The organism is Isoptericola sp. BMS4 (genome assembly GCF_011634835.1).
Taxonomy (GTDB): domain Bacteria; phylum Actinomycetota; class Actinomycetes; order Actinomycetales; family Cellulomonadaceae; genus Isoptericola.
The window spans coordinates 53,071-66,272 of the sequence record NZ_SIRP01000001.1 but is presented as its reverse complement, the minus strand read 5'-3'; the positions used below and the strand labels follow the sequence as shown (position 1 = coordinate 66,272).

General features: G+C 76.4%; 11 protein-coding genes. 7 read left to right on the top strand and 4 right to left on the bottom strand.

Annotated features, from left to right (window positions below; all coding sequences use genetic code 11):
• Positions 1 to 85: 85 nt before the first annotated feature.
• The 3 genes from EYB28_RS00285 to EYB28_RS00275 are packed head-to-tail and all read left to right on the top strand — an operon-like array spanning position 86 to position 5,167.
• On the top strand, positions 86 to 1,699 hold the full coding sequence (locus EYB28_RS00285) for a PQQ-binding-like beta-propeller repeat protein (protein WP_205710797.1): 1,614 nt from the start codon (positions 86 to 88) through the stop codon (positions 1,697 to 1,699).
• On the top strand, positions 1,696 to 3,369 hold the full coding sequence (locus EYB28_RS00280) for a PQQ-binding-like beta-propeller repeat protein (RefSeq protein ID WP_166843864.1): 1,674 nt from the start codon (positions 1,696 to 1,698) through the stop codon (positions 3,367 to 3,369). The genes EYB28_RS00285 and EYB28_RS00280 overlap by 4 nt, the downstream gene beginning before the upstream one ends.
• 55 nt (positions 3,370 to 3,424) lie before the next feature.
• Complete coding sequence (locus EYB28_RS00275) at positions 3,425 to 5,167, top strand: PQQ-binding-like beta-propeller repeat protein (RefSeq protein WP_166843862.1); 1,743 nt, start codon at positions 3,425 to 3,427, stop codon at positions 5,165 to 5,167.
• 11 nt (positions 5,168 to 5,178) lie between these two features.
• Here EYB28_RS00275 and EYB28_RS00270 read toward each other — a convergent pair whose 3' ends face one another.
• Positions 5,179 to 5,934, bottom strand: coding sequence for a PadR family transcriptional regulator (locus EYB28_RS00270; protein ID WP_240930317.1), 756 nt, complete (start codon positions 5,932 to 5,934; stop codon positions 5,179 to 5,181).
• Positions 5,935 to 6,073: 139 nt separating this feature from the next.
• Here EYB28_RS00270 and EYB28_RS00265 point away from each other — a divergent pair, with 139 nt between their 5' ends.
• The gene (locus EYB28_RS00265) at positions 6,074 to 7,981 is read left to right on the top strand and encodes a sodium:proton antiporter (protein WP_166843860.1); all 1,908 of its coding nucleotides are present in this window, start codon (positions 6,074 to 6,076) and stop codon (positions 7,979 to 7,981) included.
• Here EYB28_RS00265 and EYB28_RS00260 read toward each other — a convergent pair.
• Positions 7,911 to 8,825 carry an alpha/beta fold hydrolase gene (locus EYB28_RS00260; RefSeq protein ID WP_166843859.1) on the bottom strand — a complete coding sequence of 305 codons (915 nt, stop codon included), beginning with the start codon at positions 8,823 to 8,825 and terminating at the stop codon, positions 7,911 to 7,913. The genes EYB28_RS00265 and EYB28_RS00260 overlap by 71 nt on opposite strands.
• A gap of 57 nt (positions 8,826 to 8,882) precedes the next feature.
• Here EYB28_RS00260 and EYB28_RS00255 point away from each other — a divergent pair, with 57 nt between their 5' ends.
• Positions 8,883 to 9,347, top strand: coding sequence for a MarR family winged helix-turn-helix transcriptional regulator (locus EYB28_RS00255; RefSeq protein ID WP_166843857.1), 465 nt, complete (start codon positions 8,883 to 8,885; stop codon positions 9,345 to 9,347).
• A 55-nt stretch (positions 9,348 to 9,402) separates the two neighbouring features.
• On the opposite strand, the gene EYB28_RS00250 is transcribed toward EYB28_RS00255, so the two are convergent.
• The gene (locus EYB28_RS00250; protein ID WP_166843855.1) at positions 9,403 to 10,167 is read right to left on the bottom strand and encodes an ABC transporter permease; all 765 of its coding nucleotides are present in this window, start codon (positions 10,165 to 10,167) and stop codon (positions 9,403 to 9,405) included.
• Positions 10,164 to 11,075 (bottom strand): ABC transporter ATP-binding protein, encoded by a 912-nt coding sequence (locus EYB28_RS00245; protein ID WP_166843853.1) that lies wholly within the window; start codon positions 11,073 to 11,075, stop codon positions 10,164 to 10,166. Before EYB28_RS00245 ends, EYB28_RS00250 begins: the two co-directional genes overlap by 4 nt.
• A gap of 164 nt (positions 11,076 to 11,239) precedes the next feature.
• Here EYB28_RS00245 and EYB28_RS00240 point away from each other — a divergent pair, with 164 nt between their 5' ends.
• Both EYB28_RS00240 and EYB28_RS00235 read left to right on the top strand, forming a co-directional pair.
• Positions 11,240 to 12,490: a sensor histidine kinase gene (locus tag EYB28_RS00240; protein ID WP_166843851.1), complete on the top strand. Its 1,251-nt coding sequence runs from the start codon at positions 11,240 to 11,242 to the stop codon at positions 12,488 to 12,490.
• The gene (locus tag EYB28_RS00235) at positions 12,487 to 13,185 is read left to right on the top strand and encodes a response regulator transcription factor (RefSeq protein ID WP_240930316.1); all 699 of its coding nucleotides are present in this window, start codon (positions 12,487 to 12,489) and stop codon (positions 13,183 to 13,185) included. Before EYB28_RS00240 ends, EYB28_RS00235 begins: the two co-directional genes overlap by 4 nt.
• Positions 13,186 to 13,202: the final 17 nt, after the last annotated feature.

The window sequence follows — 13,202 nt, the reverse complement described above, 5'->3', positions numbered from 1 at the left end:
GGCCGAACGAGCACCGGACTGCCGAACGAAACCTGGTCCATGGGTGGCTGGCACCGACCGGTCGCCCCATGGTGAGGTAGTGCTCGTGGCACGAAGGCGTCAAGAGAGGCTCGTCGTCGAACTCGTCCCGGACGAGGACGACGACGCCGCGGCGGCCGGAGCGCCCTCCGAACCTGGCGAGCCCGGGCACGCCGTGTCGCCGGCCCGCGCGGCTCTTGCCCGGTGGCGTGGGCTCACGCGACGCACCCGCGTGCTGGTCGCCGCCGGGACCGCGGTCGCCGTCCTGGCAGTGGGCGGTGGCGCGGCCGTGGCCGACGCGGTCGGCGACCACCGGCGCGCCGTCGCCATGCGGACGGTCGCGGGCGGCGTCACCGACCTGTCCGTCCCGCCGGTCCAGACGTGGGAGGCCGACGTCGTGCCGTTCGGGGCCGTCCCGGTCGAGGGCGGCGCCGTCGTCGTCCGCGACGGCGAGGACGTCTTGGCCCTCGACGCCGCCACGGGCGAGGAGCGCTGGCGCCACCGCGTCGGCGAGTCGGACGACGTCGCGGCGTCCTGCGGTCGCGGCTCGGGCGACCCCTCCGCCCCGGCGGCCCAGGTCGTCTGCCTCGCCGGGACCGACGGCGATCTCGTCGCCACCGTGATCACCGCCGACGGTGCGGTGCTCGGGTCGCGCGACCTCGGGGCGGTGGCGCAGTGGGGCGGTGGCCGGGACGGCGACGCCGAGGGCCTGCCCCAGGTGATCCCCGTGGCCGACGACATGCTGGTTGTCCTGGAGGACCCCGTCGACCCGACCCGGACCTTCGACGACCTGGCAGGGGCGCGCGCCGAGCTGCGCAGGCTGCGGGAGGCCGGGAGCCTCCCGGCGGTGCGCCTCGACGACGCCCTGACCGGCGAGGTGCTGGCCCGCGGCGAGATCGACCTCGACGTCGACGGCCTCGATGGGGACGCTCTCGCCTCCTGCGCTGTCTACCAGGGCGCGACCGCCACGAGCCCGTCGCTCATGCAGCACTCGAGCGTCATGCCCGGAGCGGTGTGGACGACCCTCTGCGGCGCCGGGGTCGCGGTCACCACCGAGGGAGACGTCGTCGAGTTCGAGTCCGACGACGCCTGGAGCATCGGGCGCACGGACGCCGGCCTCGTGGTGCCGTCACCGTCGGGCAGCACGCTGCGCACCGACGACGGCGACGTCGAGCTCCCGGGCAGGCTGATGCCGGCTCTGGTCGACGACGGCTCCGACGACGTGCTGCTGGTCTCGGAGGAGGCCGGCGGCCTGCGCGGGGTCAAACGGGACGGCACCGTGCGGTGGTCGACGGGTTCCTCGGGGTGGGTCCTGGCGCGCGCGGGCGGGGTCGGCGTCGCTCTCGGCGGCTCAGACGGATCCGGCGGCCGCGACGGCCCCGAACTCGTCGGCCTGGACCTGTCCGACGGGGCGGAGCGCTGGCGGCGGCACGACGTCCTCCCCGAGCTGACGGAGGACACCTCTCTGGTCGGTGTCGCGACGGACGGGGTGCGCGTGCTGCTCGCGGTCGGACGCTCCGACGGGTTCGAGCTGGTGGCCGTCGACGCCCGGACCGGGGCGCGGGTGTGGCACGAGGCCTACGACACCGGCCCCCTGGTGAATCTCACGACGGTGGACGGGAACCTCATGATGACGACCATGGAGGACGGCGGCGGCGTGCTGCGGGGGCTCGCCTCGTGAGCGAGGAACGAGCAGGCAAGGCTCGGCGCTCCCGTGGCGAGACGGTCGAGGTCGAGCTCGTCCCGGACGACGGGGAGGGCGGGCCCGGCACCCCGGCCGCGGTGGACGGGCACCGGACCGGGGGCCGCCGGTGGCCGGCGTGGTGGGGACGGCTGTCCCGGCGCACCCAGGCGGTGGTCGGCGCCGCCGCCGTGGCCGTCGTGCTGGTCCCCCTCGGCACGGTGGCCGCGCTCGACTCGGCCGCGGACCGCGAGCGCGCGGCGAGGATGCCAGGCCTGCCCGGGGGCGTCGCGGACCTGTCGGTCGCGCCGGAGCCCGGCTGGGAGGTCGCCACGGACGAGGGCGTGCTGTCGGTGCTGCCCGACGGCGGGATCCTCACGCGTGCCGGGACGGACGTGCTCGCGCTGGACGCCGCCACCGGCGCCGAGCGGTGGCGCCACGAGCTCGGGATGCTGGCCGAGTGCGGCCCGGCCGGCGGTGCCGTCGAGGCCGGGGACCCCGTGGTGTGCCTCGCGGGCCCGCCCGACGACCGGACGGTGACCGTCCTCGGGGTGGACGGGGCCGTGCTCGGGACGCGCGGGCTCGGCGCCGTGGAGTCGGCCGGGACGCAGGTGCCGGGCGTGGGGAGCGTCGCGGGGTACGACGGCGAGCGCTTCCGGTGGTCCCTGCCCTCGGTGTGGCCGGCCGCGGACGGCGCCCTGGTGGTGCTGGATCCCGGCGAGGGGATGGTGCAGGCCGCGGACGCGGACGAGGCGCGCCGTGCCCTGGCGGCGCTGCGGCCGGACGATCTTCCTGAGCTGCGGGTCGTCGACGCCCGGTCCGGCGAGGTCCGCGGTGCGGCGACGCCGTCGCTGCGTACGACCGCTGACCTTGCCGGGTGCCAGGACTCGGTGGCCGGCTGGCTGGTCGACCTCGAACAGCCGTACACCTGGGTCTCCGGGGGTCTCGCCTCCATGTCGGTGTGCGGTACGCCGACCGTCCTCACGACCGGCGGCGAGCAGGTCGACGGGGTGCCCGCGCCGGTCACCGGCCGGACGTGGTCCCTGGACGACGGCCTCGTGGTCGCGACCGAGACGGGAGCCACCGTGGTGCGCGGCGGCGAGGACGGGAACGTCGATCTCCCCGGCGTGCCGCTGCCCGTCCTGGCCGACGTCGACCCGTCGGACGTCGTCGTCGCCGTGGCGCCGGACGGGTCCGTCGTCGGTGCGGCCCCCGACGGCACCGGCCGCTGGACGGCGTCGCTCGACGCCGACGCGTGGAGCCGGCAGCAGCTCGCGCGGGCCGGTGGCACGACGGTCATGACGGGCGCGGACGGTGACCTGGTGGGTCTGGACCTGGCCACGGGGCAGGAGCGGTGGCGCCGGGACGACGTGCTCCCCACCGACGAGGAGACGGACCAGCGCGTGGTCGGGGCCCTGACGGACGGCCGCACCGTGGTGCTCGGCGTGCGGCGCGCGGACGGGTACGACCTGGTCGCGCTGGACGCGGTGTCGGGGCGGACGGTGTGGGAGTCGGGCCACGACGGCCGCCCGCTCGCGGACCTCCGCGCCGTCGACGGGCACGTGGTCGCGGTGCTGCAGGACAGGTCGCCGAGCGTGCGGGTGGGCGGCGACGGCGAGCCGGGTGTGGCGACGTCGGACACCGTCCTGCGGGGCCTGGCGACCGGATGACGCGGACGCGTGCCACCGGTCGCCGGGTGGTGCCCCACGGGCTTAGGTTCGAAGGGTGGCCCGACGCCGCGCCGACCCCGGCACGTACACGTTCGACCTCGAGCCCGACGACGGCGACGAGGAGGACGTGGCTGCGTCGGTGAGCCGGACGGCGCGGCCGGCGCCGCGCCGCCGTGGCCCCGGCCCGCTCCTCATCGACCTGGACCTCGAGGCGGACGCGCCGCGACCCTCCGCGCCCGCGCCGCCGCGCCGCACCGCCGGTGTGCTGCGCGGTGCGGGGCTCCGCGTCCACGAGCTCCTGCGGGGGCGCCGGCTGGTCGCGGCGGTGGTGCTCGCGGCCGTCGCCCTCACCGGGGTGGTCGTCGACACGGTCGGCGACCGCAGCCGGGTGGCGGCGCTCCGGACGGCGCCGGGCGGCGTGCTGGACCTGTCCGGCGCACCGCGCGAGGTGTGGCGGGTCGAGGCAGAGGGCCGCGTGCCGGGCGGGCTGGTCGCGACCTCGGAGGGGCTCGTCGTCGCGCAGCACCGCGACGCGCTGCTCGGGATCGACGTGGCGACCGGCGAGCGGCGGTGGAGCGTCGACCTGCCGGCGGCGACGACCTGCGGCCCCGGGATGGACCTGTGGTCGGGCGTGTATCGGGTGGAGCAGGCGGACCGGGTGGTGTGCCTGACGGCGCCCGTCGGTCGCGGTGCCCGCGACCGTGCTCGCGCCGTGACCGTCGTGGACACGCGCGGGCAGGTGGTCGGCACGCGGGACGTCGCGCCCGACGGCTCCCAGCTCGTGCCCGGCCCGGACGGCGGTCTCCTGCGGATGACGTGGGTGGGCGACGGCCCGCGCGACGCCGCCGTGCCGCCGTCGCTCACGGTGGACGAGCTGTACTCCGGCGACGCGGCCGACGCCGTCCCGGAGGGCTACGACCTGCGGGTACGGCTCGAGGACGCGGCGACCGGCGAGGAGCGCTGGGAGCGCACCGTCCCGTTCGACGCCGGGACCGGGCCGTACCAGTGCGTCTCGTGGGCCGAGGACGGGACCGCCGACGGCGTGAATCTGCGGGGTGACGTGGTCACGCGGGTGCGCGAGCGCACGGTCTGGGTGGGTGGCTGCGGCATCGACGCCTGGCTGACGCACGACGGGGACCGGCTCGACCGGGCGGGGGACCCGAGCACGTTCGAGGGGTTCTCGGTCGCGGCGCTGGACGCGGGCGGCTTCGTGGCGCGCCGCGGGGGCGAGGGGCCGCGGGCGCCCGTGCACAGCGACCGCCTCGTGTCGGCCGACGGGGACCGTTCCCGGGAGCTGGGCGGGCGGTACCTGGCCCCGCAGAGCACGGACGGCAGCGCCCAGGACGTGCAGCTGGTGCGCCGGGACGACGTCGTGGTGGCCCTCGACGGCTCGGGGGACGAGCTGTGGACGGCGCGGGTGCCGGCGATCGCCGTGCCGGTGCGGACCGCCCAGGTCGTGACGGTGGTAGCCGAGGACCGTGCCGTGCACGGGCTGGACCTGGCCACGGGCGAGGAGCTGTGGATGCGCGACGACCTGTTCGAGGGCGTCGACACGGGGATGCTCACCTACGGCCCGTACGTGATGGAGGGCGCGTTCACGGACGGGCGTCTCGCCGCGTTCGTCGTGCCCGACCTGGGGCGCGGCGACGTGCTGCACTGGTTCGCGCTGGACGTCGCCACGGGCGAGGACCTGTGGAGCGTGCGCACGGAGGCGGAGGAGTGGGGTGCGCACCTCACGGTCGACGGCCACCTCGTCCGGTGGTCGCCGACCGAGATCGTCGGCCTGTCCTCCGGCTGACCGGCGCGCGGTCAGCCCTCGGCGGGGCCGTCGGTGGGCCCGCCCGTCGTGTCGTGCGCGGGCCCGGCGAGCAGCAGGTAGATGTCGCGGCGCGCGCGGTCGAGCACGGCCGCGGCGACCTCCGCCTGCTCGGCGGTCCCGGCACGTGCGACCTGCTCGACGGCGCCGCCGAGCGCGCGCATGCCCGCGCGGAGCTCGTGGCCGCGCCGCAGCGGGTCGGCGGCGGCGTAGGCCTCCCAGGGGTTGCCGAGCTCCTCGCGGTGGGACTCGACGTGCTCGCGCCCCGCGTCGGTGAGCGAGGCGAGCCGGCGGCCGCCGTCGTCCGTCACGGCGACGAGGCCCTCGTCCTGGAGCTGGGAGATCGCCGGGTAGACGGCGCCCGGGCTGGGGCGCCAGCGGCCGTCGGTGCGGTCGGACAGCTCGGTGATCACCTGGTAGCCGTGCATGGGTCGCTCGGCGAGGAGCAGCAGGACGGCGGCGCGGATCTCGCCGCGCCCGGCCCGTCGCCCGCGTCCGCGGCCGTGGGGTCCGCGCGGGCCGCGCTCGGGGCCGGACCAGGGGTCGAAGCCGGGGCCCCCGCCGCGCCGGGGGTGCCCGCCGCGGGGGCCGCCGCCGTCGGGTCGCCCGCGGCGTGCGGGTCCCGCGGCGTCGTCCGGGGGGAAGTCGCCGCGCCGCCGGCGGGCGCGGGGGTCGGTGGCGGCGAAGGGGTCGAACGGGTCGCGGCCGCGCCGGCCGCGCTCGGGGTGCATCGGGTGCGTGGGGTACATGGGGTGCTCCTGCGTGTCGTGGGTCGTGAGCGGGCCGCGTGCGCGACCCGACATGTCGAAGATAGATCAACGATATATCTTTGACAAGAGAATGGGCGGTGAGGGGCGTCACCGCCTCGCGCGGCCTACGTTGGTCGGCATGGAGACGCTGCTCATCGCCGTGACGGCGGCCGTCGTCGTCATCGCGGTCACCGCGCTCGCGCCTCGTGCCGGGGTCGCCGCGCCCCTGCTGCTCGTGCTGATCGGCGTCGGGGTGAGCTTCGTCCCCGCCGTCCCTGCGATCGAGATCGACCCGGAGCTGATCCTCGCCGGGGTGCTGCCGGCCCTGCTCTATGCCTCGGCCGCGTCGTTCCCGTCGATGGACTTCCGCCGCGACTTCACCGCCATCAGCGGGATGTCGGTGCTGCTCGTCGTCCTGTCCGCCGTCCTGCTCGGCCTCGTCTTCTCCTGGGTGATCCCCGGCGTCGGCCTGGCGGCCGGCATCGCGCTCGGGGCCATCGTCAGCCCCACCGACGCGGTCGCGACGTCGATCATCAAGAAGCTCGGCGCGCCGCGGCGCGTCGTCGTCATGCTCGACGGCGAGGGCCTGCTCAACGACGCGACCTCGCTGGTGCTGCTGCGCTCGGCGATCGCGGCGACCGCGGCGAGCGTGTCCTTCTGGGGCGTGGCGGGGGACTTCGCCAAGGCGGTGCTGATCGCTGTCGTCTTCGGCCTGGTCGCCGGCCGGCTCGCGCTGTGGGTCCGGGCCCGGTTGCGGCACGCGGCGCTGTCGACCGCCGTCTCGTTCGTGGTGCCCTTCGCCGCCTACCTGCCCGCGGAGGCGCTGGACGCGTCCGGGATCGTGGCGGCCGTGACGGCCGGCCTGGTGACCAGCGCCCTCGCGGCGCGGCACCTGCGCCCGCAGGACCGGGTCTCCGAGCGGAGCAACTGGCACACCGTCGAGACGTTGCTGGAGGGCGGGCTCTTCCTCGCGATGGGGCTGCAGGTCTTCGGGCTGGTCGAGGACGTACGGGCGGCGCACGGCTCGCTGTGGCTCGCGCTCGGCGTGGCGGCGCTCGGGGCCGTGGGCGTCGTCGTCGTGCGGGCGCTGTTCGTGCTGCCGCTGCTGCGCGTGCTCGCGCGCCGGCGCGAGCGCGCGCAGCAGGTGCGCTCCACGCTGGACCGGATGCAGGGGCGCGTCGCGGAGAAGCTCGACGAGTTCGTCGACGCCGACGGCATCCTCACCCCGCAGGCCGCCATGGACTTGATGACGGCCGTCCGGAGCGAGACGGACCCCCGGCCCGTGCAGGGCTCCGGACTGCGTCACCGGCTCGGCCGCCGGGCGAAGCGGCACGAGCTCCGCCTGCGGCGGCGGGTCGGCCAGGCGCCCGGCGGTGAGGACGCCGAACGGGCGTCCCGGCAGCGCCATGACCGCGCCGCCGAGTTCCGGCGCCGCTTCACCCGGCGGGTCGCGGACGTCGACTACCTCCTCGCGGCGCCGCTCGGGCCGAAGGAGGGCGTGGTCATCGTGTGGGCGGGCATGCGGGGCGTCGTCACCCTGGCGGCGGCACAGACCCTTCCCACCGGCTTCCCGCAGCGGTCGCTGCTCGTCCTCGTGGCGTTCGGCGTCGCGGCGGGGACCCTGCTGGTGCAGGGCGGCACGCTGCCGTGGGTGGTGCGCCGGCTCGGCCTCTCCGGCGTCACCCCGCCGCGCCTCGCGGAGGGGACCGCGGGCCTGCGGGAGATCGTGGACCGCACCGCCCGCGACGTGCTCGACGACCCGGAACTCCGCCGGCCGGACGGCACCGCCTACGTGCCCGCCGTCGTCGACCGCGTGCGGGACGTCGTCGTGCGCGAGCAGCACGACCAGGACGAGGAGGAGGCCACGCCGGGGGAGCTCGCGCGGCAGTTCTTCGAGCTGCGGCTCGCCACGATCGACGCCCAGCGCGCCGCCCTCCTGGAGGCGCGCTCCCTCGGGACGTACGACTCCGACCTGCTCAGTCGCTCCCTCGACCTTCTCGACGCCGACCAGATCGCGGTCGAGCTGCGCGCCGGCCCGGAGGAATGAGCCCGCCGGGCGGCTCCTCGCCGAGGTCGTCCAGGAACCGGGTCAGCGCCGCCTCGACCGCCGCGGGCCGCTCCAGGTGCGGGTAGTGCGCGGCGCCCGGCACGGTCACCAGGCGTCCTTGCGGCAGGGGCGCCACCAGCTCGGCGGCCTGCCGCGCGTGGTCCGCGGAGTCCTCCTCGCCGACGACGGCGAGCACCGGCACCGTGAGATGCCTCGCGCGCCCGGCCGCGTCCTCGGCCCACTCCGGCAGCACCGGCGGGCCGGCGGCCACGTGCCGGGCGAGCGTGCTCGTGACGCACTCGCGCAGCAGCGCGACGACGGCCTCGTCGACGTCGTCGAGCGACCGGGACGGGCCTGCGGCGAAGCGCAGGAAGGCCTCGACCCAGGCGGGGGCGTCGCCGGCCCGGGCGGCCTCGTCCTGGGCCGCGAGGACGCCGAGCGTCCACGGGTCGCGGAACTCCGGTCCGCCGGCCCCGGCGCCGACGGCGACGACGCCCGCGACGGCCTCGGGGCGGGTGACCGCGAGGTCGACCGCGGCGGACGCTCCCATCGACACCCCGGCGAGCACCGCCGGCGCGGCGTCGAGGGCGTCGAGCACGGCCGCCACGTCGTCGGCGTGGCGGAAGGGCGCCTTCGGCGTGGAGGAGGCGCCGTGGCCGCGCAGGTCGAGGGCGATCACCCGGTGGGCGCGCCGGAGCGCGCGGGCCTGCGGCTCCCACGAGCGATGGTCGAGGCCCCCGCCGTGCAGCAGGACGAGGGGTGGCCCGTGGCCCTCCCCGCCGTCGAACGCGGCGACGTGCCCGTCCGTGACCGGGACATGGTGGAGCGTCGTGGCGGACGTCATGACACCCAAGGTGTCATGACTCCCCAAGGATGACAACTCAGGTGTCATACTGCCGTGATGGACCCCGCACCGCTCGCCCCGGAACGCCTCGGCCCCCGGCTCGCCGAGATCCTCCTGCTCGTCGGCCCCCTGTACCGCAAGAGCCAGCGCCTCGTCGAGGACGCGGAGGGCGCCGACGGGGTCTCGGTCGGGGTCCGGGCCGTGCTCGACATGCTCCGGGTGCACGGCGACCTCACCGTCCCGCAGATGGCTCGGGCGCAGTCCCTGAGCCGGCAGTTCGTCCAGCGCACCGTGAACGACGCGCTGGCCGGGGGCTGGGCCGCCGTGCGGGCCAACCCCCGGCACAAGCGGTCGTCCCTGATCACCCTCACCGACGAGGGGCGTACGGTCATCACGGCGATCGCGGCGCGGGAGCAGGGGCGGCTCGGCACCGTCGCCGGGGACCTGACCGACCACGACGTCGACGCCTGCGCCCGGGTGCTCACCGCGATCCTGGACGAGCTCCGCGACGTCCGCGTCTGACGGCGGCACGCCGACGCGGGCCGGGACTCCTCGTCCCGGCCCGCGCCCGGGGGGATCAGGACGACGTGATCTCGCTGCGGGCCACGCGCCACAGGCCGCCGGCGAGAGGGGCCACGACCCAGAGGAGCGACGCGGTGGCGAGCCGGGCCCAGCCCTCGCCGTCCAGGGTGCTGCCGAACAGCAGCGGCTCGCCGGCCGTGCCGAGGTCGATCCACGGCAGCACGTCCGCCATGCCCGGCACCAGGCCGCCCACGACGCCGAACAGTGTCGGCAGCACCAGCAGCGTGACGATGGCGAACGGCGTGCTGCGCAGCAGCAGGCCGAACCCGACGCCCTGGGCCATGAACAGCACCACGGACAGGGCCAGGTAGGCCACGTTCTGCACCGTCACGTCCCACGCCGGGTCCGCGTCCCGCAGCGAGACGACGAGCAGGTGGGCCAGGGCGGCGAGCGCGACCGCGAGCGCGAGGAGCGCGAGCCCGGAGCCGACGGCGCTGAGCACCTTGGCCAGCCCGACGCGCGTGCGGCGCGGCTCCAGGGTGAACGTCACCAGCGCCGTGCGCTGCGACCACTCGGACGTGGCGGCCATGACGCCCACGATGGGCAGCAGGATCGCCATCGGCGTCGTCGTCGCGACGAGGAACGCGCCGAACGAGTGGTTGCCGCCGTTCACCGCGACCATGATCGCCAGGACGCCGACGGTGATGATCGCGATGGTCGCCAGCAGCCAGCGGCCGGAGCGGGTGTCGAGCTGCTTGCGCCACTCGACGAGGGTGAGCGTGGAGAACGTCACGGGGCGGACCGGGGTCGTCGTGGTCATGCCGCCACCTCCGTCCGGGCGTGCTCGCGGGCGTCGTCGGCGGTCAGCTCGAGGAACAGCTCCTCCAGGCCGCGGGAGTCCGCCGCGCGCAGCTCCGCCAGGACCACGCCGGTCGCGGCGGCGACGCGCCCCACGTCCAGCGGCTCGGCGTCCACCGCGAGGCCGCCGGTGGCGACCACCTCGACGCCGTGTCCGGCGTCGCGCAGGGACGCGGCCAGGGCGGCGTCGTCGGTCGAGCGCACGACGGTGCCCGCCTGCTGCAGCAGCTCGTCCTTGGTGCCCTGCGCGACGATGCGGCCGCGCCCGATGACGACGAGCCGGTCGGCGACCTGCTCGATCTCGCGCAGCAGGTGGCTGGACAGCAGCACGGTGCCCCCGCGGGACGCGAAGTCCTGCAGGAGGTCGCGCATCCACCGGATGCCCGCCGGGTCGAGACCGTTCGCCGGCTCGTCGAGGATCAGCACCTCGGGGTCGCCGAGCAGCGCGGACGCGATGCCGAGGCGCTGGCGCATGCCGAGCGAGTACTGCCCGACCCGGCGCGCCGCCTCACGCTCCGTGAGCCCGACGACGTCCAGGGTGGCCTCGATGCGGCGGCGGTCGACGCCGGTCATCATCGCCGCCAGCGTCAGGACCTCGCGACCCGTGCGCCCGGAGTGCTGCGCGCCGGCGTCGAGCAGCACGCCGACGCGGCGGCCGGGGTTGGTCAGCGCGGAGAACGGCTTGCCGAGCACGCGCGCCGAGCCCGACGTCGCGGGCGTGAGGCCGCTGATCATGCGCATGGTCGTGGACTTCCCGGCGCCGTTCGGGCCGAGGAAGCCGGTCACGTGCCCGGGCTCGACGGTGAACGACACGTCGTCCACGGCGGCCACGGGGCCGTATCGCTTGGTCAGGTGCTCCACGGTGATCATGCCCACCACCCTTCCCGGCCGCCGGGGCCCTCCACATCCCGCAGGGGGATGAACCGTGTCGGTCGGGAGTGTGGTCCGGGTCATCCCTTCGACGGACCCACGAGCGACGGACCGGTGCCGCGTGGCCGATGCCGCCCGGGCGTCCGCTGCCTAGGCTCGGGCGCATGACGACCTCCGGCGCGCCGACGGCCGTGCGACCCGCGACGCCGGGGAGCTCCCGCGCGGCACGCCTGTGGGGGGAGACGTGGCGGCTGCTGGCGGCGGCGGCCGCGGGCTTCCTCGTCCTGGTCGCGGTCGCGTGGGAGTACGACACCGGGCAGCGGGACTTCCCGTCGGACCTGTGGGCGGTCGACGTCCTCGTCGGGGTGCTCGGGCTGCCGCTGCTCCTCCTGCGCCGGAGGGCACCCCTGGTCGTCGCGGTGGTCCTGGCCGCGGCGAGCGCGGTGTCGGTGTCGGTGGCCGGTGCGACGGCGATCGCCGTCATCTCGCTCGCCACCCACCGGCGCTGGTGGTCGGTCGTCGCGGTCGGGGTCGTGTTCAACGCGGCCGGCCTCGTCTACGGGGCGCTCCACCCGCCTGCGGAGGACCACGGCGAGGTGCTCGACGTCGTCGCGGGCCTGCTGTCGTACGGGCTCCTCGTGTGGATCGGCGCGTACATCGGGCTGCGGCGCGAGCACCTGGCGTCGTTGCAGGAGCGCGCCGAGACGGCGGAGCGGGAGCAGGCGAGCCGGGCGGCGGAGGCGCGCGCGAACGAGCGGGCGCGGATCGCCCGGGAGATGCACGACGTCCTCGCCCACCGCATGTCCCTGGTCGCGATGCACGCCGGGGCGCTCGCCTACCGGACCGACCTGCCGCGCGAGCAGGTCGCGGAGACCGCGAAGGTCGTGCAGCAGGGCGCCCACGACGCGCTCACCGAGCTGCGGGAGGTGCTGGGGGTGCTGCGCGAGACCGACGGCGCGGTGCCGGGTGCGCCCGAGCCGCCGCAGCCCACGCTCGCCGACCTCGACGAGCTGTTCGCGGAGGCCCGGCGCGGGGGCACGGAGGTCCGCTACCGGCCTGAGGTCACCGCGGAGGTCCTGGCGGCACTGCCGGAGTCCGTGGGCAGGAACGCGTACCGGGTGGTCCAGGAGGGCCTGACCAACGCCCGCAAGCATGCGCCCTGGGCGCCGGTCACGGTGCTCCTGGCAGGCACGCCCGGGGACGCGCTCTCGCTGACCGTGCGCAACCCCGTGCGCAGCGTCGGGCCACCGGAGGCGGGTACCCCCGAGCCGGCCTCGGCGCCGGCGTCGGGCCTCGGCCTGGTGGGGCTCACCGAACGGGCCGAGCTGGCGGGCGGACACCTGCGGCACGGTCTCGTGCCCGACGGTGGCGGGGAGGCGTTCCTGCTGGAGGCGCGGCTACCGTGGCCCGCGTGACGAGCGACGGGAACCGCGGCGCGGCCGCGCAGGAGACCACCGTGACGCGGGTGGTCCTGGTCGACGACGACCCGCTGGTGCGGGCGGGGCTGCGGCTCATCCTGGGCGGCGGCCCGGGGCTGGAGGTCGTCGGGGAGGCCGTCGACGGGGTGGAGGCCCTCGACGTCGTCGCCCGCGAGCGCCCCGACGTCGTGCTGATGGACATCCGGATGCCGCGCATGGACGGGATCGAGGCGACCCGCCGCCTCGGCCCGGCCTGCCCCGAGGTCCGGGTGATCGTGCTGACGACGTTCGACACGGACGACCTGATCGTGGAGGCCCTGCGCGCCGGCGCGGCGGGGTTCCTGCTCAAGGACACCCCGCCGGACCGCCTGGTCGCCGCCGTCCGGGCCGCGGCGGCGGGGGAGCCGACGCTGTCCCCGCGCGTGGCCGCGCAGCTCATCGCGGCCGTCACGGACGGCTCGGCGCCGGAGGGCCGTCGCCGGGCCGAGGCGCGGGTGGCGACGCTCACCGAGCGGGAGCGGGACGTCGCGCTCGCCGTCGCCCGCGGGCTGTCCAACGCCGAGGTCGCGGGCGAGCTCTACATGAGCGTCCCGACCGTCAAGACGCACGTGTCACGCATCCTCACCAAGCTCGACGCCGGTAACCGCGTGCAGGCCGCCATCGTCATGCACGACGCCGGTCTCGCCGGCTGACCCATGTCGAGAACAAC